Raw genomic sequence first — 22,590 nt, forward strand, 5'->3', positions numbered from 1 at the left:
TGGTTCATATGATCGGTGCCATAATACCATCTTCAGACGGAAGGGTGCGAAACGGGCATCATGACAAACAAACTAGCCTTAAGTTTAACAGGTTTGCACGCTAAAGGAAGAATAAACAGCGCGTTATTACGCAAGATTTGGAAACAGGGGGTGCCGATAGCACAAATTGATGTGGTAAATACAACAGTTCGGGCAAGTTTGACACAACTGCTGGGCAAATTGGCGAGCGCAACAGGTCGCGATAAAAACGGCCTATCCCACTGGACAGGCCGCACGCACACTTTTGCATTGAAAATGCAAAGTGTGATTACACCCTAGAGGCCATCAAAGGATTAGCGGATCAATTCACCCTTCAGCGAATTGGGGCCACTTTCAACGATACGCACACGGGCAATATCGCCCACCTCAGCGCCCGCATCAGCCACGTGAACGGCATGCAGGTAGTCAGATTTGCCCACCATCTGCCCCTCAAAGCGGCCCGCCTTTTCAAACAGCACCGACACGTCACGGCCCACCATACTGTCCTGAATGCCGCGCTGTTGCTCGGCAATCAGCGCCTGCAAACGATACAGGCGCTCGCTGGCCACGGCGTCATCTACCAGCGCACGCTCCGCCGCAGGTGTGCCCGGGCGGGTCGAATATTTGAAGCTGAACGCCTGCCCGTAATTCACCTCACGGATCAACGCCATCGTGTCCTCAAAGTCCTGATCATCCTCTTCGGGGAAGCCGACGATGAAATCACCGGAAATCAGAATGTCAGGCCGCGCGGCGCGAATACGCTCGATCAGGCGCAGGTAACTTTCGGCGGTATGGCTGCGGTTCATCCGTTTCAGGATCTTGTCGCTGCCCGACTGCACCGGCAGGTGCAGATAAGGCATCAGCTTCTCACACTCGCCATGGGCGGCGATCAGGTCGTCGTCCATATCGTTGGGGTGGGACGTGGTGAAACGGATACGTTCCAGCCCGTCCACATCGTTGAGCGCCCAGATCAGTTGCGCCAATGACCAGGTGCCGTTTGGACCCTGACCGTGGTAGGCGTTGACGTTCTGACCCAGCAGGGTGATTTCGCGCACGCCACGTTCGACCAGATCGCGCGCCTCGGACAGGACACGCTCCACCGGACGGCTGACCTCAGCACCACGGGTATAGGGCACCACGCAGAAGGCGCAGAATTTATCACAGCCTTCCTGCACCGTCAGAAACGCAGCAGGGGCACGGCGCGCCTTGGGGCGGCTTTTCAGCAGGGCAAATTTGTCTTCTTCCGGGAAGTCGGTGTCCAGCGCCTTTTCACCGGTGCGAGTCTTGGCCTCCATCTCGGGCAGGCGGTGATAGGCTTGCGGGCCAACCACCAGATCGACCAGCGGCTGACGGCGCATGATCTCTTCACCCTCGGCCTGCGCAACACAGCCCGCAACGCCGATTTTCAAATCTGGCTTTTCGGCCTTCAGCCCCTTAAAGCGGCCCAGCTCGGAATAGACCTTTTCCGCCGCTTTTTCACGAATGTGGCAGGTGTTCAGCAGGATCATATCCGCATCATCAGGGCTGTCGGTTTCGACGTATCCCTTGCCGCCCAGCGCCTCGGCCATGCGTTCACTGTCATAAACGTTCATCTGACAGCCGTAGGTCTTGATAAACAGTTTCTTGGGATCGCTGTTCTTCGCTTCACTCATGAGCTTGTCCTGATCTGATCTTGCGCGCGCTGGGTCATGTTTCAAGGCGCTTCCCTACACCACAACGCGCACGACTTGCAATGCGCCGCGATTTCGCCGAATTTGGAGCCAAAACAGGCAGGACACGACAAATGGCAGAAATAGAGCAGGATCAGGCGCAGGCGCTGCGACAGTACGACAGCCTAGCCGCATTTGTAAAATCCGGCACTGCGGCCCTCAGCAAAGGGCCAATTGCGATGATCTTTGCCGAAGATGAGGCAGAAATCGACACGACCCTGCGACACCATCTGAACACGGGCTTTCAAAGCGTTCTGGTTTTTATGCCGATCGAGTTCAAACTGGCCGACGATGTCGCCGCGGCAGTGCATCGCATCACCTACGACACGATGGCCCAAGACGCGGTTCAAACGGCGGTCAATGCTGTGAATGATATCGCCACAGGGCAATGGTTGTTTTATTGTTATAACGCTGAATATCTATTCTATCCGTTCTGCGAAACGCGCACGGTTGGTGAAATGCTGGCTTTCCACACCGAAGAACGCCGATTTTCTATGCTGACCTATGTGGTCGATCTTTACGCGGAAAATCTGGAACGCCACCCGAACGCAGTATCGCTCGACAGCGCGCATCTGGATAAATCCGGCTATTATGCCCTCGCCCGCCCCGATCCAGACAATCACAACTACCCCAAGGAACGGCAACTTGATTTCTTTGGCGGCCTGCGCTGGCGCTATGAAGAACATATTCCCGCCAAACGGCGCAAAATCGATCGCATAGCGCTGTTCCGCGCCAAAGACGGCCTGCGCCTGCGCGAGGATCACACCTTCAATGACGAAGAATACAACACCTACGCCTGCCCCTGGCACCATAACCTGACTGCATCATTGTGTTCGTTCCGCACCGCCAAGGCGCTGAAACGCAATCCCGGTTCGACCTTTGAAATCGACACCTTCCGCTGGCACAACTCTGCCCCGTTTGAATGGCATTCTCGTCAGCTGTTGGATTTGGGACTGATGGAACCCGGTCAATGGTTCTGACACCTTCGGAACCAACAAAGAAAAAGAGCGCCCCTCGGGCGCTCTTTCTTGTTTCGCAGCAGTGGTAATGATCAGCCGCGATATTTCGACAGCAGCATCGACCCGTTTGTACCACCAAAGCCGAAGCTGTTGGTCATCAACGTATCCAGACCTGCGTTTTCCACCAGCGAAGTGGCAATCTCAGCAGGGTTCAGCGCCGGATCAAGGGTTTCAACGTTGATCGACGGGATGATGAAATCATGTTCCAGCGCCAGCAGGCAGTAGACCGCCTCTTGTGCGCCAGTGGCGCCCTGGCTGTGGCCTGTCATCGACTTGGTCGAGGAGATCACCGGTGTGTTGCCTTCGCCAAAGACGCGGCGCACGGCCTCTACCTCACCCACATCACCCACGGGGGTCGAGGTGCCATGCGCGTTGATGTAGCCAACCTTGCGGCCCTCTTCCAGCGTCGACAGCGCCACGCGCATCGCACGCTCACCGCCCTCACCCGAGGGGGCCACCATGTCCGCACCGTCAGAGGTCGCACCGTAACCAGTCACTTCGGCGTAGATCTTGGCGCCACGGGCTTTGGCGTGCTCCAGCTCTTCCAGAACCAGAATACCGCCGCCGCCGCCGATGACGAAACCGTCGCGGTTGGCATCAAACGCACGCGACGCTTTTTCCGGCGTGTCGTTATATTTCGACGACATCGCGCCCATCGCGTCAAACAGGCAGCTCAGCGTCCAGTCCAGCTCTTCGCCGCCGCCCGCAAACATCACGTCCTGCTTGCCCATCATGATCTGCTCTGCCGCGTTGCCGATGCAGTGCAGCGAGGTCGAACAGGCCGAGGTGATCGAGTAGTTGATGCCCTTGATCTGGAACGCGGTTGCCAGGTTTGCCGACACGGTCGAACACATGGTCTTGGGCACGGCAAACGGGCCAATCCGCTTGGTCGCGCCGGATTTCAGCACGGTCTGGTGCGCCGCCAGCATCGCGCTGGTCGACGGCCCGCCAGAGCCCGCAACCAAACCGGTGCGCGGGTTGATGATGTCGCTTTCTTCCAGACCGGAATCGGCAATCGCCTGCTGCATGGCGATATAGGCATAGGCCGCACCCGGCCCCATGAAGCGTAGGGTCCGTTTGTCAACGTGATCGGCAACATTCAGTTTGATGTCACCAGCAATCTGACTGCGGAACCCGTGTTCCTTCATCGCCTCATTGGCGGTGATGCCGGACTTACCAGCTTTGAGCGAGGCCAGAACCTCTTCGGCATTGTTCCCGATGGACGAAACCACGCCCAGACCAGTGACGACGACACGGCGCATACGTGCACTCCCTTATTAGCTTAAGCCTTAGTAGGACATTGCGGTGGGAAGGTGCAAGGTGGGTTGGGGGATTGGGGCGAAACAGCGCGACCCATCCGTTGATTGCCTGCCTTCGGGCGCGCCATTGACAGAGACGTCAATGAAAATGCAATCTGGGGGCGCATTTTTGAAAAGTTTTCATCCGTCGAGTTATGGAAACCTTATTTTTTGTACTGATGGTCACGGTGCTTCTTGCGGTTCGCCTTGGACGCATACGCCCACGCTCCACCCGACGCACCACACCTATCAAGGAAGAGCCCTACCGCTCAGCCCGTCGGGGCAGACCCGTCCAACCGAAACCCTTTGATGCCGAAACAGCCCATCCCGCGCCGACACCGAAAGTTTTGCGCGGACCCGCATATGTTGTGGATGGCGACACCATCAAAATACAGAAAACACAGATACGGCTTTTTGGTATCGACGCGCCCGAAATGAACCATCCCTATGGGAAGAAAGCCAAATGGGCGATGGTCAAGCTATGCAAGGGACAGGTCATCTCTGCCGAGGTGACAGACACCGATGACCATGGCCGTACGGTTGCGAAATGCGCCCTGCCTGATGGGCGCGATCTGTCAGCGGAACTGGTCAAGCTGGGGCTGGCGATTGACTGGCCAAAATTTTCCGGTGGGATTTATAGGCATCTGGAACCTGACGGTGTGCGCAAAAAGTTATGGCTGGCCGACGCCCGTCAAAAGGGGCGCATGCACGTCTGGGAAAGATACGACGCGCAACAGGCCGCCAAGAGGAAGCAGGCGTAACCAATTCACCCACACCGCGCGCCCAACGCCACCCACAGCCCCAGCGGCACCAATAGCGTAACAATCATCAACGTGGTCGACACCTTGTCGTGGGGTACCCTGTCGACGCCGACCATTGCCTTGAACACTTTCACAAGGCTGAGGCGGTGTTTGCGTTTTAGGTAGATCAGCACGCTCAACGCCCCCAGCACGAACAACAGCGACGGCAGCGGGAAGGCCGCGTCGACGCAGGCGGCCAGTTCTTGCGCCGCAAGTTCCTTAGCAGAGGCTGCCATTGTGGAGGCCTCAGTGACAACAGCCTCAGGCGTCGTTGCCTCAACCGCAATTGCTTGAGACATGATTTTCTCGGTGGTCATACGCGCACTCCTGAACGATGGGGCCAGATACGAGAAGACCGGCCACGATGGGCCGGCCTATGGTCTGTCGACGAAAGGAGCGATCAGCTCTCGGACAGCGCCACTTTCATGTCTTTCACCTGATAGATCACTTCGCCGTCCGCTTCGACGATACCGTCTGCAACGCCCATGGTCAGGCGGCGGGTTTGGATCGCTTTGGTGAAGTCAATTTTGTAGGTCAGCATCTTGCGGTCAGGGCGGACCATGCCGGTCAATTTGACTTCGCCCACGCCCAGCGCATAGCCGCGACCCTGCCAACCACGCCAGCCGAGGTTGAAGCCAGTCAGCTGCCACAAACCGTCCAGACCCAGACAGCCGGGCATGATCGGGTTGCCGGGGAAGTGGCAGTCAAAGAACCACAGGTCCGGGGTGATGTCGAATTCTGCCAGAACGTGACCTTTGCCGTGCGCGCCACCATCGCCCGAGATTTCGGTGATCCGGTCCATCATCAGCATCGGCGGGGCCGGCAGCTGGGCGTTGCCGGGGCCAAACAGCTCGCCACGGGCGCATTTCAGGAGGTCGTCTTTGTCAAAGCTGCTCGGGTATTGTGCCATGGGCGTGCCCTTCTGGGATATCTGTCAGTTAGCGTTCTGCCCCGTCTAGCACCCCCGCACTATAGCGTGCAAGCCTTGCCCTGTTGACGCCGACATGCTGCGATGCCGCATAGAAAAACACCCCCGATCACGTGGACAGTGCGTCGATCCGCCCGCCCGTCAGCTGCAGTTGAGAACTGTTTTCATTTGAACTTACCCCGTCCAAACCGCTATAAAGCAGCAGTTAGTGACAGGATAACGACTCGATGACAGTTTCGCCCGAGGCAACCCAGCGGGGTTCGCAATGGCTGGCAGGTGCCGGTCTGCGTCCCACACGGCAGCGTCTTTCCCTCGCCAGTTTGCTGGTCGGGGACGGTCAGGATCGCCATGTTACCGCCGAAAGCCTGTTTGCCGCCGTGCGTGAAAACGGCGAAAGCGTGTCCCTTGCCACCGTCTACAACACCCTGCGGGCCTTCTGCGATGCGGGTTTGATGCAAGAGGTGACTGTTGATGGCTCCAAAAGCTATTTCGACACCAACACCCACGATCACCCGCATTTCTTCTGGGAAGAGGACGGAATGCTGACAGATGCACCCGCCGATCAGCTTAAGATCGTGCAACTGCCCGACGCTCCTGAAGGGGCAGAAATCAGTGCAGTGGATGTGGTAATCAAGCTGCGCCGCAAGGCCTGATCGCACCGCATAATTCAATCATCGCAACCGACCGGACGCCTACGTATGGTCGCAGCTGCGCCGTAATGGTGCCGTTAGATGCGTTTCAAACGGCGCAACGCCCCCCGCCGCGTTAGCACGCCCCCGACATAAACCCGCCGACCGGAAGGCCGCGTCGCCAACGCGCGAAGCGCGCCCAGAATGCGATCACGGCTGATCCGCAACGCAACAGCACGATCCGGGTTCGGATGGTCGACACTGCGCCCCAATGTGGGGTTGGTGTTCACCTCATAGGCCTGCGGCCGGCCATCGACCACACCAAAATCCAGACGCCCATAGTCAACGTTGAGACAGGCAAAAACCTCTTTCACCCATGTCTCATAGGGATACTCATCCATTTGGCGCCGTTCCTGCGCGTATTGTTCCGGCGTCGCCAAGTTTGCCTCTCCAAACTTGGCCACCCAATTGCGTTCGTTGACGATATTTGATGGCACCACAGCGCCATCCACGAAAAACGCCGACTGTTTCTGGAAAAAGCCCGTTTCAGGATGAGGTTGCGCCGCATACTCGATAAACACCAGATCATGCAGCGGGTAGCCCTGTGACAAGGCATCCTGCAAAGCAGCGTCGCACGCATCCTGCGACTGCAACAGGTCGCTTAGGACACCACGGTGTCCGGTCACCGTGCGCAGGAATACGGGAAACCGCTGCGGCTTCTCACCCGCACGCGGGCTGTAGCAGGTAAAATCGCTGAGCCCCGCCTGATACAGCCGCCGGATCGTATCATCACGGCACAGCGCCAGCGCCGGATCGTTCATCACCTTGGCGCCAGCGGCAGCCAATTTGCGATAGACCGACGCGGCGGCTGTCAGTTCGGTAGAAGACAGCCGATCGAAGTCAGAGAAGATGTAGCTGGCAGGGGCAAGATATGATGCGCGAAACAACGCCTCATAGGAAAGCCGTTTGAACGTCACATTCTGGCGGCGCAACTGCTGCAATGGCAGCTTTACGGTGTAGCGGTGATCATAGGTGCATACAAAATACAACTTAGCGCGCGATGGGTTGATTGGCATCCTGACCTGACCTACGATCCCTTAAAAACAATACTATCACATCAATAACAGGGAACGATCCAATGCAAGACACTACCACCAAAATCAATCTCGATCTGGGCAAGATGCTGGGCTACCGCGTGGTTGCCAAACAGGCCGAATTTGAAGGCAACGCCGACCTGTCCAGCGCCGATCTGGGTGTATTGGGCGCAAAGGTGGGTGACAAAATCGGCCTGAAACCCGGCCGTAAACCGACAGCAGCGTCCTAATCCTGCGGGTCTGGACATCCTAAAAGACGACTGAATGTTTTCTTACGCATTTGCACCGAATGCTCAGCGGGCGCGTGATCTTGATCGCGTCCGCCACAGCGATTTGACGCATAGCCTCAAACATATTACCGATAGCTGTCACAGCGCCCTGCCGGCGGTCACGGCTGCACTGGCACCAGTTTTGGAACGCCTCGGCAACAATGGCCGTCTGGCGACAGAGGCTTTCGGCGAATACTACACCCTGACCGAAGCACTGCTGGCAGGTGACCACGCTGCCGCCATCCAATCCGCCCAGCGCCTGTCACGGGCAGAGGCCCGTAGTGACGATCTGATCATTCGCTATCGTGGTGCCGCAGACAATGTGACGTTGGACCACGCGCTGGACCGCCGCCTTGGCGAAGATTCGGAATTCGCGCCCTTGCCGCAGGAGGAGGCGCCTGATTTCCCAGAATTGCTGCACGCGGGATTTGATCTGCTGCGCGACGGCTTCGAGGAGCTGTATCACGAAACGCGCACCATTGTGCATCAGGTGGTTTTGGCGCAGGCGCCCGAGGGATCGAAACTGGAATTTGACGGCGCGTCCCATTTTCAGTTCTGGGGACTGCTGTTCCTGAACCCTAGGCATCACAAAACCCGACTGGCGGTCGCAGAAGTACTGGCGCATGAGGCAGGGCACAGCCTGTTGTTTGGCCTGATGCGCGATGAGCCTTTGGTGAAAAACCCCGAAAGCGAGCGCTACTCGTCCCCCCTGCGCATCGATCCCCGCCCAATGGAAGGCATCTACCACGCCACCTTTGTCTCGGCGCGAATGGCACTGGCGATGGAAACCCTCGCCAACAGTGGTGCATTGACCGCTGCGGAACGCGCGGAGGCACAACAGGCGGCGGAAAAAGACCGTGAAAACTTTGCCAAGGGGATCAGCACCGTCCATGAACATGGCGACATGACCGACAGCGGCAAGCAGATCATGGACAACGCAGAGGCCTGGATTAACCAAGGCTGACCCAAAAAACGCAAAAGGCGGGCCGAAGAGCCCGCCTGTGGTGTGTCGCATGAAACGCGCTTAGCCGATCGACACCAGTTCGATCGCAAAGGTCAGATCCTTGCCCGCCAGCGGATGGTTGGCGTCCAGCGTGATCTCTTCGTCAGTCACCTCAACGATGGTCACTGGCAGCACCTGGCCTTCGGGTGTCTGCATCTGCAGCTGCAGGCCAACCTCTGCCGGAATGTCGGCGGGGAAGTCTGCGCGTGGCAGTGCCTGACGGGCACCGGGCTGAATCGGGCCGTAGGCCTCTGCGGCGGGCACTTCGACGGTTTTCTTGTCGCCAATGCTCATCCCCGGCAGTGCTTTATCAAGGCCCGGAATGATCTGGCCGCTGCCCACCTCAAAGGACAGCGGATCGCGCCCCTCAGAACTGTCGAAAACCGAACCGTCTGTCAGCGTGCCGGTGTAGTGAATGCCAACGGTGTCGCCCGTTTTTACCTGGGTCATGTGTGATCCTGTCATGTCTGGAAATTGAAACTCCTTGGGCGTCCGACTGTTTTCTCCGCTCTGGCGCCCAAGCCTTGCGTGCAGCCTAACAGGCGACATCCTCCGGCGCAAACCCCGACACTTGGCATTACTGCACAGCCTCACTAGCGAAAATACCGTATTTTCTTACCCTGATAGAAGTGCCACGCTGTACCAAGCCGAGGGGAGGATGAAATGACAGACACACCTGCACCCAACACGGGACAGATCACCACCTGCGTCTTTGACGCCTATGGTACGCTCTTTGACGTCGCCGCGGCCGCCCGCATCGCGGCCGCAGAACCAGGCCGCGATGCGCTGGCCGCGGCATGGCCGCAACTGGCTGAACATTGGCGGCTGAAACAGCTGCAATACAGCTGGCTGCGTGGCCTCAGCGGGCATTACTGCGATTTCTGGCAGGTAACGCAGGACGGTTTGGATTGGGCGCTGGAGGCAACAGGCCTCGCGGGCGATGCAGAATTGCGCGAACGGCTGCTGGCGCTGTACTGGGAATTGCAAGCCTACGATGAGGTGCCGCAAATGCTGGCCACGCTGAAGGCGGCGGGGTTGAACACCGCGGTTCTGTCGAACGGGTCGCCCCGTATGCTGGACGGTGCGGTGCAATCCGCAGGCATCAGCGCGCTTCTGGATGATGTGCTGTCTGTGGAAAGCGTCGGCATCTTCAAACCCGCACCGCAGGTCTATGATCTGGTGGAACAACGCTTTGACTGCAGGCGGGGCGAGGTTCTGTTCGTCTCCTCCAACGGATGGGACGCGGGATCGGCGGCAGCCTATGGGTTAACCACCGCATGGGTCAACCGCGCCGGTGATCCGGTGGACCGGTTGGCGGGCACGCCTGATCACATCCTGACGGACCTGACAAACATTCCAGCCCTCGCTGGCCTTTAACGAAGAAGAGAAATCAATGCCCCATTTCACCAGTTCCGACGGATTGTCCCTGTATTATGAGGATGAGGGCGCAGGCCTGCCGATCCTCTGCCTGTCTGGCCTGACACGCAATGTACGGGATTTTGACCATGTGGCGCCGCAGATCCTACAAGGTCACCGGATGATCCGCATGGATTATCGTGGTCGCGGACAGTCGGACTATGCAGAGGATTTCGCCACCTACTCCCTGCCCCGCGAAGCGCAGGACGCGCTGGAGCTGTTAGATCATCTCGGGATCAAACAGGTCGGCCTGTTGGGCACCTCCCGTGGTGGGTTGATCGCGATGGGACTGGCCGCAACGGCGAAGGATCGCCTGCTGGGGGTGGCGATGAACGATATTGGTCCGGTGCTGGAACCCGCGGGCCTTGATATGATCATGACCTACCTTGGCCGCCGCCCTGCCGCGCCGGACATAGACAGCCTGATCCAACTGCGCGCCGCCCTCACCGCAGAGCAGTTTCCAAATGTCCCGCTGGAGAAGTGGCGCCATGAGATCAGCCACAACTACACCCAAGGTGACGGCCGCGTAGAGCTGAACTATGACGCCAAACTGCGCGACGCGGTTCTGGCGGGCGGGGCTGATGGTGCGGTGGACCTCTGGCCGTTTTTTGAGGCGATCGCGCCCCTGCCCTGCGCGCTGTTTCATGGGGTGAACTCTGACCTCCTCACCGCCGAAACCGTGACGGAAATGGCCCGCCGGATGCCCGCGCTGCGCGTCGCCTCGGTGGCGGATCGCGGGCACATTCCCTTCCTTGATGAGCCGGAATCTCAGGCCGTTCTGGCCGACTGGCTGGCCGATCTGGACGAGGCTGCGGCATGAGCATGGACACCGCATTTGAGCCCGTCACCATCGACACCATCCGCGCCGCAGCTGCCCGTCTGGACGGGCACGCACGGCGCACGCCGCTGTTGTCGTCGCCCTTTCTGGATGAGGTTGCGGGCCGTCGCCTGTTGGTAAAACCTGAATGCCTGCAGCACACTGGCAGCTTCAAGTTTCGCGGCGCGTGGTCTGCCCTATCGGCGCTTGATGAGGCGACGCGCAGCAAGGGCGTTCTGGCCTATTCCAGCGGCAACCATGCCCAAGGCGTGGCCTATGCGGCCTCCCTGCATGGCACCTCTGCCGTGATCATCATGCCCGCCGACGCACCAGCGCTGAAAATCGCCAACACCCGCGCCCTCGGCGCGGAGGTGGTGCTGTATGACCGTGACAGCGAAAGCCGCGAAGAAATCGGCGCGCGGTTGCAGGCGGACCGTGGCCTGCATCTGGTGAAACCCTATGACGATCCGCAGGTGATCGCCGGTCAGGCCAGTTGCGGGTTGGAGATCGCGGCGGACGCGCGGGCGATGGGGATTGAAGAGGCCGAGGTTCTGGTCTGCTGCGGTGGTGGCGGGTTGACCGGCGGTATTGCACTGGCGTTGGAGGCAGAGGCGCCGGGTTTCACCGCCCGTCCGGTGGAACCAGAAGGGTTCGACGATGTGACGCGGTCCTTGCGGTCCGGCACCCGCGAGGTGAACGCAGCGACCAGCGGCAATATCTGTGATGCGATCCTGACGCCCTCGCCGGGCGAGCTGACATTTCCGATCATGCAGCGCCTATGTGGTGCAGGTATCGCGGTCACCGAAGAGGAATGCCTGCGCGCGATGGCGCTGGCGTTTACCCGATTGAAACTGGTGGTGGAACCGGGCGGCGCGGCGGCGCTGGCGGCGGCGCTGTTTCATGGCGACGCGCTGCAATCGGACACTGTGATTGCCACACTTTCTGGCGGCAATGTCGATGCACCGATGTTCCAACGCGCGCTGGCCTATGCTTAAAGCTGCCTTTAACGGATAAGACAGGACCGCACCATGCCGCAGGCTCAGCTCAAGGACATCACGCTTAATTATCGCGAGGATGGCGATCCGAACGGGGCGCCTTTGGTGTTTATCAATTCGCTCGGCACCGACCTAAGCCTGTGGGACCAACTGCTGCCGCTGTTGCCTGCGGGCCTGCGAATTATCCGGTTTGACAAACGCGGTCATGGCGCCAGCGAGGTGACCGCGCCGCCCTATGGCATGGGCACCTTGGTGCGGGACTGCGAACAGCTGCTGGATCTGCTGAACGTGCGCGATGCCATGATCCTCGGCCTGTCCATCGGTGGCATGATCGCGCAGGGGCTGGCAGTGAAACGGCTGGATCAGGTGCGCGCGCTGGTGCTGTCAAACACTGCCGCCAAGATCGGCCAGCCGAGCATGTGGCACGACCGGATGGAGCTGGCGCGTCATCAGGGCATGGCACCTTTGGTAGAGCCGACGATGGAGCGCTGGTTCACCAAGAGCTTTCGCAACACACCCACAGTGGATCACTGGCGTCAAAAACTGCTCCATACGCCGGTGGATGGCTTTATCGGCTGCTGCGCGGCGATTGCGGGCACGGATTTCTACACCCCCACCAGCGGACTGCGCCTGCCGACGCTGGGGATCGCCGGATCGGATGACGGATCCACCCCCGCCGATCTGGTGCGGGAAACCACCGATCTGATCCCCGGCAGTCAGTTCAAGCTGATCCGCCGTGCTGGTCATATTCCCTGCGTCGAACAGCCCGAAGCTTATGCTGAAGTTTTAAATACCTTTATCACTGACACTGGTCATATCTGAACGAGGCGTAGAATGGCGCAGACCCTATTGATCCACGGCGCAGGCCACGGGGCGTGGTGCTGGCGCGATCTGATCCCTGAACTAAAGGCTGCCGGCCATCAGGGGCACACGATGGACCTGCCAGGGCACGGCGATGACCGGACCCCATTGGAAGAGGTAACGCTTGCCGCATATGGTGATGCGATTGCTGCAAAGCTGCGTCAAATCGGTGAACCCACCTTACTGATAGGCCATTCGATGGGCGGCTATCCAATCACCCTCGCCGCCGAAATTTGTCCTGAACTGGTTGCAGGGCTTGTGTATCTTTGCGCTTATGTGCCTGCCCCAGACCAGTCACTCAATGACCGCCGTAGAGAAGCGTCAGAGCAGCCATTGCTAGAGGCACTGTGCCTCTCACAGGATGGTCTGGGATGGACAGTCGCGGATAGCGCGCTGGACCATCTATTTTATCACGATTGCCCACCGGGAACGGTCGCATATGCCCGCCAGCACCTCTGTGTGCAGGCGCGCGAGCCATCCAGCCGCGCAATCAACCTAACCGCTGCCAGCCAGAGTTTGCCACGCTACTACATCCGTTGTCTGCGCGACCGCACCATCCCGCCCGATCATCAGCTGACCATGTCAGGCGGCATCCCCCAAAGGCCCTCACTCCAGCAAGTCGATACACCCGTGCATCGTGGCAGTGACTGGCCAAGCGGCAACATCTTTACTATGGACTGCGGACATTCGCCCTTCTTCGCCGACCCGCGGGGACTGGCCCGTCATATTCACACCATCGCGCATGACCTGCGCCTGACATAAGGGACCACACATGGCCGCCTCTGTTTTTGGATCCGAGCTGTATAATCGCCTGTTTCCCGTGGGTGAGGTGGGCAAGCTGTTCACCGATACCGCAGAGGTACGCGCGATGCTGCTGGTTGAGGGCGCCCTGGCCAAGGTGCAGGGTGATCTGGGTCTAATCCCCGCTGAGAGCGCCGCATTCATTCACCGATCCGCAATGGAATTGCAGGTTGATCCCGGTGGATTGGCGGCCAGCACAGCCGAGGTCGGCAATGCCGTGCCCGCAATGGTCGCGGCCTTTGCCAAACTGATGGAGGCACCAGAGCACGCAGAATATCTGCATTTCACTGCCGCCGCACAGGACATTTCCGACACTGCACAGATGCTGCGCCTGCGTCAGTTTTTGACCCATGCAGGCAAAGCGTTGGAGGCATTTGGCGCGGATCACACGGCACTAGCGACCCTGCGCGACGAACTGCCAGCGCTGCGGGCGCAAGTGCTGCGTGTTTCCTTCAGCGGAACGGATACCACAAAATCTGCGGAGGTGCGCGCGGCACTGGGCAAGGCGCTCAATCTGCCCGATCCGCAATGTGACTGGCAGGCAGATCGCAGCGGGCTGCATGCCCTAGGGGATTGGGTCGCACGGGTCGCACAAGCCTTGGCAAATTGGGCTTTGACGCAACCCGCTGGCGTTCATGCTGCGGCGATCACAGCGCTGACCGGGCAGATCAACGGGTTCAACGACACCCTGCGCCGCCCCGTCCCCACTTCGCAGATCGCCCTTTTTGTTGAGGCCTTGGTTTTGCCGCAGCTGTGCCTGTGCCTTGGCTCTGCGTTTGAACATGCGGCCGCGCTGCAGGCGGACTGACCCTTACGTCACCCTAAGGTAAACCCCCGTTGCTTTTCCACAAAAGCCGCCTAAGGTCTGGCTGAAACCAAACCTGTCAGGAACTCAAATGGCCGCCACCGACACGACCAGCCGCGCGCAGCGACTGCCGATCCTGTTTATCATGATCACCATGGTGATTGATGCGATGGGTATCGGTTTGATCATGCCGGTAATGCCAGAATTGATCCAAGAAGTATCCGCCGGCGCATTAGGTCAGGCGGCGATCTGGGGCGGTATTCTGGCATCATCGTTTGCGGTGATGCAGTTCCTGTTCGCACCTATGTTGGGGCGTTTGTCGGATGCCTACGGGCGGCGACCAATCTTGTTGGTCTCCCTGATTGTCATGGCGGCGGACTATGTGGTGATGGGGCTGGCTGGATCCGTCTGGATCCTACTGCTGGCACGCATCATCGGCGGCATAACTGCGGCGACACATTCGACCGCGCTGGCCTATATGGCAGACATCTCCGACGGATCGGAAAAAGCCAAACGGTTCGGACTGATTGGCGCGGCCTTCGGGTTGGGCTTTGTTCTGGGGCCCGGGCTAGGCGGATTGCTGGCCGAATTTGGCACCCGCGCGCCGTTTTACATGGCAGCTGCACTGGCCTTTGCCAACGCGATTTTTGGATGGGTGGTGTTGCCGGAAACCGTCACTGAAAAGACCCGCCGCGCCTTTCGCCTGCGGGGGGGAAACCCCTTGTCGGCCTTTGTCAGCCTGTCCCAGATGCCAATGATCCGCCCCCTGACAATGGTGTACTTCCTCTACCAATTGGCGACGATGGTCTACCCCGCAGTCTGGGCCTATTTCGCCACTGAACGTTTCGGCTGGTCGCCAGGAATGATCGGGGTTTCGCTGATGCTTTACGGGATTGGTGCAGCGGTTGTGCAGGGCGTTTTGGTGGGGCCTGTTATTGCCCGCCTTGGCCAAAGGGGCGCGGTGATGTTCGGGCTGACGATTGAGGTGGTGATTTTTGGTGTGCTTGGCTTCATCTCCTCTGGCACGATCACCCTAATCCTGACGCCGCTCATGGCACTGGGCAATGTCGGCCTGCCTGCGCTGCAGGGGATCATCGCCCAGAAAACACCAGATGACAGCCAAGGCGAAATGCAGGGCGTTCTATCGTCGATCAGTTCCATCGCAATGATCATGGGGCCATTGGTTCTGACACAGATTTTTGCCTGGGCGACCCGCGACGACGGCCCTATCTATCTGCCCGGCGCACCGTTCCTGTTGTCTGGTATTCTGATGACAGTCGCCGTTCTGCTATTTGTCAACCAAGCGCCTAAACGCAGTGCCGCCGTGTAAACGCCGAAAAAAGCGGCAATCCAGCCTCCTCTTCTGCACCTTGTATCCCAGCGCAGAAGCCCCACATTGAGTGATGCGAATATCTATTCGCCTTACTTCTCCAAACCGCTTATTGTCGGGCCCATCCCAACCGGACCAAGACACATGACCGATCAGATCGACCTTGCCGAACCGCAAACGCCCCCAGCCAGCGAAATGGCCCGCAGCGCGCAAGCTGCCGCCGCTTATCTAAAGACGCTCGCTCATGAGGGACGATTGATGATCCTGTGCCACCTTGGTTCAGGCGAGAAATCAGTGGGCGAGCTAGAGAGTCTGTTGGACATGCGGCAGGCCGCCGTCAGTCAGATGCTTGCCCGCCTGCGCGAAGAGGGTTTGGTCACGCCGCGCCGCGATGGCAAGACGATCTACTATTCTCTGGCCGACGCCAACACGAGTGAGGTGATTGCGCTGCTCTACCGTCTGTTCTGCGGACCGGACGCGGCCGAGGGGTAAGCGGGGCGTTGGGCGCATCTGTGCTGAAGGGAATCCGCAACGCCATCGTTGGTTTGCTGGCCTTGACCAGTGGCGGCGCCTTTGCCGAACAATCTCAAACCGTCACCGTTTTCGCCGCTGCCAGTCTGCGTGATGCGCTAAGTGAGGTGGGCGATGCGTGGCAACGCGATACCGGCCATTCCGTTCGCTATTCCTTCGCTGGATCCTCTGCCCTAGCCCGTCAGGTGGAGGCAGGCGCGCCTGCGGATCTGGTGATCCTCGCCAATGCGGCGTGGATGGATCATCTCGACACACGCGGGGTGGTTAAGCAGGAAAGCCGCCTGCCGCTGCTAAGCAACACGCTCGTTCTGATCGCCCCTGCGGGGGATGCGTCGCGCGACGCTGCGGTAGGACTTGGCGAAACTATACGTCAGCGTATGGCGGATGGGCGGCTGGCGATGGCGTTGGTCGATGCGGTACCTGCGGGGATCTATGGCAAGGCGGCGCTGCAATCATTGGGGATTTGGGCAGACGTTGCCCCGTCGGTGGCGCAGACCGATAACGTGCGCGCGGCACTGGCGCTGGTTGCGCTGGGTGAGGCGCCGTTGGGGATTGTCTATGCCTCTGACCTGCAGGCAGAGCCGCGGGTGCAGGCGCTGCATACATTTGAACCAGAGAGCCATCCGGCGATCCTCTATCCCGCCGCCCTCGTCACAGGCCATGACAGCCCAGCGGCGGTGGCGCTGTTGGACTATCTTAACAGCCCCATTGCCAAAGAGATTTTTCTGCGCCACGGTTTTGCCAACCCGCCGCAATAGATCAGGCCGCAGACGCGCAGTTTATGACCGCTTTCCTTGACCTTCCCCTTTCGCCCGCAGAATGGATGGCGATCAGCCTGTCGCTGAAGGTGGCGTTGTGGGCGACCGTGCTGTCGCTACCGTTGGCGGTTTTGTTGGCCTGGCTGCTGGCACGCCGGGAGTTTTGGGGCAAGCAACTGCTGAACGGTTTGGTGCATCTACCGCTGATCCTGCCGCCGGTGGTGACGGGGTATCTGCTCTTGCTGACCTTTGGCCGCCGTGCGCCTGTGGGGGCGTGGTTGGAGCAGACCTTTGGTTTGGTGCTGGCCTTTCGCTGGACCGGCGCGGCGCTGGCGGCGGGGATCATGGGTTTTCCGCTGATGGTGCGGGCAATCCGACTGGCGATAGAGGCGGTGGACCCTAAACTGGAACAGGCGGCCAGCACGCTGGGGGCCTCGCGCCTCTGGGTTTTTGCCACCGTTACCCTGCCGTTGATCTTGCCCGGTGTGATCGCCGGTGCGCTGTTGGGATTTGCCAAGGCAATGGGCGAATTTGGCGCGACGATCACCTTTGTGTCGAACATCCCCGGTGAAACGCAAACCCTGCCCTCGGCCATCTATGCCTTCCTACAGGTGCCCGGCGGTGAAGCGGCGGCGTGGCGGTTGGTGATCCTATCGGTGATCATCGCGATGACCGCGTTGTTGCTGTCGGAGGCACTGGCGCGGCGCGCGGCCAAACGGGTGTCTGGGCAATGAGCATTCAGGTTCAGCTAAAGCACCGGTTTGACGATCTGCACCTTGATGTGGGGTTTGACGCGCCCGCTGGGGTGACCGCGTTGTTTGGGGCGTCCGGTGCGGGCAAGACCACGGTTGTGAACGCGGTTGCGGGTCTGTTGCAGCCGGATCAGGGTCTGATCCGTGTGGGCGACACCACGCTCTTGGCCACCGCGCGCGGCCTGTCCCTGCCCGCGCACAAGCGCCAGATCGGCTATGTGTTTCAGGAGGGGCGGCTGTTCCCCCACCTGAGTGTGCAGCAAAACCTGCGCTATGGGCGCTGGTTTGCGCGGCGACGTGTGGCACGCGGTCAGGCGCATGAAGCGCGGCTGGTGGAGATGCTGGGCCTTGGCCCGTTGCTAGCCCGTCGACCGGGGGATCTGTCGGGCGGTGAAAAACAGCGTGTCGCCATTGGGCGGGCGCTGCTAAGCGCGCCACGGCTGTTGCTGATGGATGAGCCGCTAGCGGCGCTAGATGCCCCGCGCAAGGACGAGATCCTGCCCTATCTGGAACGCCTGCGCGATGAGGCGGAGGTGCCGATCCTGTATGTCAGCCATGCGATCAGTGAAATTGCCCGTCTGGCCACCACAGTGGCCGTGTTGGATCGTGGCCAGCTGCGCCGCGCGGGACCGGTTCAGGATCTGTTGTCAGATCCTGAACTGGCGCCGATCATCGGGCTGCGCGATACAGGGGCGTTGATTGCGGGGCGTGTGGTGGCCCATCACGACGATGGGCTCAGCGAGGTTGCCGCCGCCGGTGGCCGTCTGTTCCTGCCCAAGGTGCCGACGCCCGTGGGCGACAGCCTGCGCGTTCGGGTGAACGCCAAGGACGTGATGCTGTCGCTAGAACGACCCGAAGGAATTTCCGCCCTCAACCTGTTGGACTGCGTGGTGACATCGGTTCGGATGGGGCGTGGACCGGGCGCCTTTTTGCAGTTGCAGGCGGGGGATGCGCAGATCCTGGCCCGTGTGACCAAACGGTCGGTGGAGGCCCTGGGCCTGCGTGCAGGTCTACGCTGTCATGCGGTGATCAAGACTGTGTCTGTTGCCCGCGCAGATGTGGGCGGGCGGGGCTGACCCCCGCCGTGCCAGAATTCTGCCGCCGCGTTTATTCAGCATTCGCCGCCCGCACATGGCGTTGCAGCGAGGCCATGCCGCCCAGCCAGCGCTCATAATCCTGCGCCTTGTTCTGCATGTAGCCCAGCACCTGTTCGTGCGGCAGGATCATAAACTGATCCTTGGCCAGCCCGTCGCAGGTCACCTTGGCCACATAGTCTGGGCTCAGCACCCCGTCCTTGGACAGCGGGCCCATGTTCATCCCCGCAATCATATCGGTATCCACCCCCTGCGGACACAGGACAGAGACGCGAATGCCATCATCGCGGTGGGTGATCGCCAAATTCTCGGCAAAGCCCACGGCGGCGTGTTTGGTGGTGGAATAGGTCGCGCTGCCCAATTGGGTCAGCAGGCCCGCCGCCGACGCGGTGTTGAGGAAAGTGCCACCACCCCGTGCCTTCATCAGCGGCACTAGGGCGCGGGCGGCATGCACATGCGACATGACGTTGACCTGCCACGCCTTGTCCCAGACCGCATCCGACGCGCCGCCTGCATTGTCGAAGCTGAGGTCAAATCCGGTGGCGATACCCGCGTTGGAACAAAACAGCGCGATGGGGCCGATATCTGCCTCCACCTCTTCAATCAGGGCTTTGATTGCCGCGCCGTCGGCCACGTCCAGCGTGCGGCCGTGACCGCCAATCTCTGCCGCGACCGCGCGGGCGGTATCGTCGTTTAGATCGGTCACCACCACCTCTGCGCCGCGCGCGGCCAATTCGCGTGCCAGTGCCGCGCCAATGCCAGCGCCCGCACCGGTCACGACGGCAATCTGTCCTTTGAAATCCATAAACTGTTCTCCTCTTCCCACAGGTCCCTCCCGACCTGTCTGCCAGCACCTTGCAATGCAGGCGTGGCTTTGTCACAACATCCCCAACGTAACGGAGCACCGCAATGGCGAAACAGATCCTGATCCTCAACGGTCCGAACCTTAACCTGCTTGGCACCCGCCAGCCGGAGGTTTACGGCAGCACCACGCTGGCAGATGTGGAGCGCGACTGTGCCGCACTGGCAGAGGCGCTGGGGGTTGAGGTGCGCTTTGCCCAGTCAAACCACGAGGGTGAGCTGGTCGATCTGATTCAGGACGCGCGTCAGACCGCCAATGGCATCATCATCAACCCTGCCGCCTATTCGCACACATCGGTCGCTATTCTGGATGCGCTGAACATGTTCGATGGGCCGGTGCTGGAGGTGCATATTTCCAACATTCACAAGCGCGAGGAGTTCCGGCATCATTCGTTTGTCTCTGCCCGTGCGGATGGGGTGATCGCGGGCTGCGGGGTGGCGGGCTATCAGCTGGCGCTGCGCCATATGGCGAACCTGATCCCCTGAGTTTTTGAGCCGAGGTTGCCAATGGCCCGTATTGTGTTTGATCTGGACGGCACACTGATCCACAGCGCGCCGGAGATCCAGTTTGTCGCCAACAGCCTGCTGGCGGATCGCAGGCTGGAACCGCTCACGCTGGCTGAAACGATTAGCTTTATCGGCAATGGTGCGGCTGTGTTGATCGAGAAGATGAGCATCGCGCGGGGCATTCCCGCGGATCAGCATGCGGAACTGCTGGCGACGCTGGAAGAGCGGTACATGCATTCGTCGGACAAGTCCGAGGTGTTTGCAGGTGTGCTGCCCGCGTTAGAGGCATTGCAGGGGGCTGGCCATCGGTTGGGGGTGTGTACGAACAAACCCCTGGCGCCTGCGAAGGCGGTGCTGGATCATCTGGGATTGGCCAGGTTTTTCGACGTGGTTCTGGGCGGTGACAGTCTGGATGTGCGCAAGCCTGATCCGGCGCCGTTGCAGGCGACATTTGCCGCGCTGGGGGATGGGCCGCAGATCTATGTGGGTGACAGTGATGTGGATGCAGAAACTGCTGATCGCGCGGGGGTGCAGTTTTTGCTGTTCACCGAAGGCTATTGCAAAGTGCCCCATGCAGAGCTGCCGCATCATGCGTTGTTTGATGATTTTGCGCGACTGCCGGAATTGGTTGAGGGGCTGGTTTAAGCTTAAGGGAAACGCAAAGATCGCGCCCGACACCGAGGGCGGCCATCCGCGAACGCGACCGAAATATCCCTCACACCATCACCCCCAGCGTCAACGTCAGATAATCGCGCCCGCCCTGGGGGGCGGGGTCGGGCGCGATCGGGGCTGCGCCCCGAGGTGACACAAAAAAGGCGGACCAAATGGCCCGCCTTCCCTAACTCACAATCTCAAACCTCAGAAGCTGAGGCTGGCCAGTGCATCCGCGTAGATGTCAAACATTTCGACCATCTGCTCTTCGGTGATGATCAGCGGCGGGCACAGGGCAACGGTGTCGCCGAGGTTACGCACGATCAGACCACGCTCCATACACGCCGCAGCCATCGCGCCACCGGCCACGCCCACGGCGTCGCCCTGCTGTTTCAGCTCCAGCGCGCCGATGAGGCCGATGCCGCGCATTTCTTTGACCAACGGGTTGGCGGTCAGATCCTTCAGGCGCGACAGGAACAGCGGCGACAGGCGGGCGGCGTTGCCGACCAGATCACGCTCTTCGATGATCTTGATGTTTTCCAGCGCCACGGCGGCGGCAACGGGGTGGCCGGAGCCAGTGTAGCCATGCCCCAGCGTGCCGATGCGATCGCTTTCATCGGCAACCGGCTGATACACGCGATCATTCACCAACACGGCCGAGATGGGCATGTAGGACGAGGACAGCTGTTTCGACAGCACCATAACATCAGGCTCCATACCCATGGTCTGACTGCCGAACATCTGGCCGGTGCGACCGAAGCCACAGATTACCTCATCCGCGATCAACAGGATATCGTATTTCTTCAGCACCGCCTGAATGGCCGCCCAGTAGCCTTCGGGCGGTACGATCACGCCACCGGCGCCCATCACCGGTTCACCGATGAAGGCTGCGATAGTGTCGGGACCCTCGGCCAGGATCATATCCTCCAGCTCTTGGGCCAGACGGGCGACGAACTGTTCCTCGCTCTCACCTTCCTGCGCGAAACCACCATAGTGGGGGCAGCCGGCGTGCATGATGCCGGGCAGCGGCAGGTCAAAGGACATGTGGTTATAGGGCAGACCGGTCAGGCTGGCCGAGGCCACGGTCACACCGTGATAGCCTTTGATGCGGCTGATGATCTTCTTCTTCTGCGGCTGGCCCATGGCGTTGGCGCGATACCAGAGCAGTTTGACCACGGTATCGTTGCCCTCGGACCCTGAATTGGTGAAGAACACCTTGGACATCGGCACCGGCGCCATTTGCACCAGCTTTTCGGCCAGTTCCACTGCAGGGGTGTGCGATTTCTGCGCGAAGGCGTGATAGTAGGGCAGTTTCTGCATCTGCGCGTTGGCGGCATCAATCAGGCGCTGTTCGCCAAAGCCCACAGCGACCGACCACAGGCCCGACAGACCCTCAATGTAGCGTTTGCCGGTGTTGTCGGTCACATAGATGCCTTCACCTTCCTCGAGGATCAGCGAGCCTTCGGCTTCGGCCTTGCGGGCATTGCTGTAGGGGTGCAGGTGATAGGCCGCATCACGCGCCTCGATTGAGTTCGGCTGAACTGTCATGGACGATCCTCCAAAGGGGCGGGCGACAGCCCGACATTGCTCTACTGCGTCTTGATGCGCGGAATCGATATGCTACCGCAAGACTTTCTGCAGAAT

At 60.1% G+C, this 22,590-nt stretch carries 27 protein-coding genes; 19 read left to right on the plus strand and 8 right to left on the minus strand.

All coding sequences use genetic code 11. From position 1 onward, the window contains the following. Positions 1-60 precede the first annotated feature (60 nt). Positions 61-318 (plus strand): hypothetical protein, encoded by a 258-nt coding sequence (locus tag TM5383_RS16720; protein WP_143570188.1) that lies wholly within the window; start codon positions 61-63, stop codon positions 316-318. Between the two features lie 14 nt (positions 319-332). Here TM5383_RS16720 and miaB read toward each other — a convergent pair whose 3' ends face one another. Continuing rightward, on the minus strand, positions 333-1,670 hold the full coding sequence (gene miaB, locus TM5383_RS07230; RefSeq protein ID WP_058318330.1) for a tRNA (N6-isopentenyl adenosine(37)-C2)-methylthiotransferase MiaB: 1,338 nt from the start codon (positions 1,668-1,670) through the stop codon (positions 333-335). A gap of 131 nt (positions 1,671-1,801) precedes the next feature. On the opposite strand from miaB, the gene TM5383_RS07235 reads away from it, so the two are divergent. After that, on the plus strand, positions 1,802-2,707 hold the full coding sequence (locus TM5383_RS07235; RefSeq protein WP_058318331.1) for a glycosyltransferase family 2 protein: 906 nt from the start codon (positions 1,802-1,804) through the stop codon (positions 2,705-2,707). 71 nt (positions 2,708-2,778) lie between these two features. Here TM5383_RS07235 and fabB read toward each other — a convergent pair whose 3' ends face one another. Next, positions 2,779-4,008 carry a beta-ketoacyl-ACP synthase I gene (gene fabB, locus TM5383_RS07240; protein WP_058318332.1) on the minus strand — a complete coding sequence of 410 codons (1,230 nt, stop codon included), beginning with the start codon at positions 4,006-4,008 and terminating at the stop codon, positions 2,779-2,781. Positions 4,009-4,391: 383 nt separating this feature from the next. On the opposite strand from fabB, the gene TM5383_RS16540 reads away from it, so the two are divergent. After that, positions 4,392-4,805, plus strand: a complete 414-nt coding sequence (locus TM5383_RS16540) for a thermonuclease family protein (protein ID WP_231725063.1) — start codon at positions 4,392-4,394, stop codon at positions 4,803-4,805. A gap of 5 nt (positions 4,806-4,810) precedes the next feature. Here the strand turns inward: TM5383_RS16540 and TM5383_RS07250 are convergent, their stop codons facing one another. Both TM5383_RS07250 and fabA read right to left on the minus strand, forming a co-directional pair. Continuing rightward, a complete protein-coding gene (locus TM5383_RS07250) occupies positions 4,811-5,161 on the minus strand; it encodes a hypothetical protein (protein WP_058318333.1) in 351 nt (116 codons plus the stop codon). A gap of 83 nt (positions 5,162-5,244) precedes the next feature. Next, positions 5,245-5,754, minus strand: coding sequence for a bifunctional 3-hydroxydecanoyl-ACP dehydratase/trans-2-decenoyl-ACP isomerase (fabA, locus tag TM5383_RS07255; protein ID WP_058318334.1), 510 nt, complete (start codon positions 5,752-5,754; stop codon positions 5,245-5,247). Between the two features lie 245 nt (positions 5,755-5,999). On the opposite strand from fabA, the gene irrA reads away from it, so the two are divergent. Further along, positions 6,000-6,425: an iron response transcriptional regulator IrrA gene (gene irrA / locus TM5383_RS07260; RefSeq protein WP_058318335.1), complete on the plus strand. Its 426-nt coding sequence runs from the start codon at positions 6,000-6,002 to the stop codon at positions 6,423-6,425. A gap of 74 nt (positions 6,426-6,499) precedes the next feature. Here the strand turns inward: irrA and TM5383_RS07265 are convergent, their stop codons facing one another. Continuing rightward, positions 6,500-7,450 carry a hypothetical protein gene (locus tag TM5383_RS07265; RefSeq protein WP_143570187.1) on the minus strand — a complete coding sequence of 317 codons (951 nt, stop codon included), beginning with the start codon at positions 7,448-7,450 and terminating at the stop codon, positions 6,500-6,502. An 89-nt stretch (positions 7,451-7,539) separates the two neighbouring features. On the opposite strand from TM5383_RS07265, the gene TM5383_RS07270 reads away from it, so the two are divergent. Both TM5383_RS07270 and TM5383_RS07275 read left to right on the plus strand, forming a co-directional pair. Continuing rightward, a complete protein-coding gene (locus TM5383_RS07270; protein WP_058318337.1) occupies positions 7,540-7,725 on the plus strand; it encodes a hypothetical protein in 186 nt (61 codons plus the stop codon). 34 nt (positions 7,726-7,759) lie between these two features. After that, positions 7,760-8,728, plus strand: coding sequence for an aKG-HExxH-type peptide beta-hydroxylase (locus TM5383_RS07275; RefSeq protein WP_058318338.1), 969 nt, complete (start codon positions 7,760-7,762; stop codon positions 8,726-8,728). A 60-nt stretch (positions 8,729-8,788) separates the two neighbouring features. Here TM5383_RS07275 and TM5383_RS07280 read toward each other — a convergent pair whose 3' ends face one another. Next, positions 8,789-9,217 carry an FKBP-type peptidyl-prolyl cis-trans isomerase gene (locus TM5383_RS07280; protein ID WP_058318339.1) on the minus strand — a complete coding sequence of 143 codons (429 nt, stop codon included), beginning with the start codon at positions 9,215-9,217 and terminating at the stop codon, positions 8,789-8,791. A 213-nt stretch (positions 9,218-9,430) separates the two neighbouring features. Here TM5383_RS07280 and TM5383_RS07285 point away from each other — a divergent pair, with 213 nt between their 5' ends. The 11 genes from TM5383_RS07285 to modC all read left to right on the plus strand — a co-directional run bounded on the left by TM5383_RS07285 (position 9,431) and on the right by modC (position 18,909). Further along, positions 9,431-10,144, plus strand: a complete 714-nt coding sequence (locus TM5383_RS07285; RefSeq protein WP_058318340.1) for a haloacid dehalogenase type II — start codon at positions 9,431-9,433, stop codon at positions 10,142-10,144. Between the two features lie 16 nt (positions 10,145-10,160). Next, a complete protein-coding gene (locus TM5383_RS07290) occupies positions 10,161-11,003 on the plus strand; it encodes an alpha/beta fold hydrolase (RefSeq protein ID WP_058318341.1) in 843 nt (280 codons plus the stop codon). Then, positions 11,000-11,995 carry a threonine ammonia-lyase gene (locus tag TM5383_RS07295; RefSeq protein WP_231725065.1) on the plus strand — a complete coding sequence of 332 codons (996 nt, stop codon included), beginning with the start codon at positions 11,000-11,002 and terminating at the stop codon, positions 11,993-11,995. The genes TM5383_RS07290 and TM5383_RS07295 overlap by 4 nt, the downstream gene beginning before the upstream one ends. 33 nt (positions 11,996-12,028) lie before the next feature. Further along, complete coding sequence (gene pcaD, locus TM5383_RS07300) at positions 12,029-12,817, plus strand: 3-oxoadipate enol-lactonase (protein ID WP_058318343.1); 789 nt, start codon at positions 12,029-12,031, stop codon at positions 12,815-12,817. 12 nt (positions 12,818-12,829) lie between these two features. Beyond that, the gene (locus TM5383_RS07305; RefSeq protein WP_058318344.1) at positions 12,830-13,618 is read left to right on the plus strand and encodes an alpha/beta hydrolase; all 789 of its coding nucleotides are present in this window, start codon (positions 12,830-12,832) and stop codon (positions 13,616-13,618) included. A 10-nt stretch (positions 13,619-13,628) separates the two neighbouring features. Next, positions 13,629-14,465, plus strand: coding sequence for a lyase family protein (locus TM5383_RS07310; protein WP_058318345.1), 837 nt, complete (start codon positions 13,629-13,631; stop codon positions 14,463-14,465). 88 nt (positions 14,466-14,553) lie between these two features. Beyond that, positions 14,554-15,792 carry a TCR/Tet family MFS transporter gene (locus TM5383_RS07315; RefSeq protein ID WP_058318346.1) on the plus strand — a complete coding sequence of 413 codons (1,239 nt, stop codon included), beginning with the start codon at positions 14,554-14,556 and terminating at the stop codon, positions 15,790-15,792. Between the two features lie 144 nt (positions 15,793-15,936). Continuing rightward, entirely contained in the window at positions 15,937-16,284 is a 348-nt protein-coding gene (locus TM5383_RS07320) for an ArsR/SmtB family transcription factor (protein ID WP_058318347.1), read from the plus strand. A gap of 20 nt (positions 16,285-16,304) precedes the next feature. After that, on the plus strand, positions 16,305-17,081 hold the full coding sequence (gene modA, locus TM5383_RS07325) for a molybdate ABC transporter substrate-binding protein (RefSeq protein WP_143570186.1): 777 nt from the start codon (positions 16,305-16,307) through the stop codon (positions 17,079-17,081). Between the two features lie 23 nt (positions 17,082-17,104). Continuing rightward, positions 17,105-17,815, plus strand: a complete 711-nt coding sequence (gene modB / locus TM5383_RS07330) for a molybdate ABC transporter permease subunit (protein WP_058318348.1) — start codon at positions 17,105-17,107, stop codon at positions 17,813-17,815. Further along, the gene (modC, locus tag TM5383_RS07335) at positions 17,812-18,909 is read left to right on the plus strand and encodes a molybdenum ABC transporter ATP-binding protein (protein WP_058318349.1); all 1,098 of its coding nucleotides are present in this window, start codon (positions 17,812-17,814) and stop codon (positions 18,907-18,909) included. Before modB ends, modC begins: the two co-directional genes overlap by 4 nt. Before the next feature lie 31 nt (positions 18,910-18,940). Here modC and TM5383_RS07340 read toward each other — a convergent pair whose 3' ends face one another. Then, on the minus strand, positions 18,941-19,732 hold the full coding sequence (locus TM5383_RS07340; protein WP_058318350.1) for an SDR family NAD(P)-dependent oxidoreductase: 792 nt from the start codon (positions 19,730-19,732) through the stop codon (positions 18,941-18,943). Positions 19,733-19,836: 104 nt separating this feature from the next. Here TM5383_RS07340 and aroQ point away from each other — a divergent pair, with 104 nt between their 5' ends. Together aroQ and gph are read left to right on the plus strand one after the other, a co-directional pair. After that, positions 19,837-20,274, plus strand: a complete 438-nt coding sequence (gene aroQ / locus TM5383_RS07345; RefSeq protein ID WP_058318351.1) for a type II 3-dehydroquinate dehydratase — start codon at positions 19,837-19,839, stop codon at positions 20,272-20,274. A gap of 21 nt (positions 20,275-20,295) precedes the next feature. Continuing rightward, a complete protein-coding gene (gph, locus tag TM5383_RS07350; protein WP_058318352.1) occupies positions 20,296-20,940 on the plus strand; it encodes a phosphoglycolate phosphatase in 645 nt (214 codons plus the stop codon). A gap of 213 nt (positions 20,941-21,153) precedes the next feature. On the opposite strand, the gene TM5383_RS07355 is transcribed toward gph, so the two are convergent. Then, on the minus strand, positions 21,154-22,494 hold the full coding sequence (locus TM5383_RS07355) for an aspartate aminotransferase family protein (protein WP_058318353.1): 1,341 nt from the start codon (positions 22,492-22,494) through the stop codon (positions 21,154-21,156). Positions 22,495-22,590: the final 96 nt, after the last annotated feature.

The organism is Thalassovita mediterranea (assembly GCF_001458435.1).
Classification (GTDB): Bacteria; Pseudomonadota; Alphaproteobacteria; order Rhodobacterales; family Rhodobacteraceae; genus Thalassobius; species Thalassobius mediterraneus.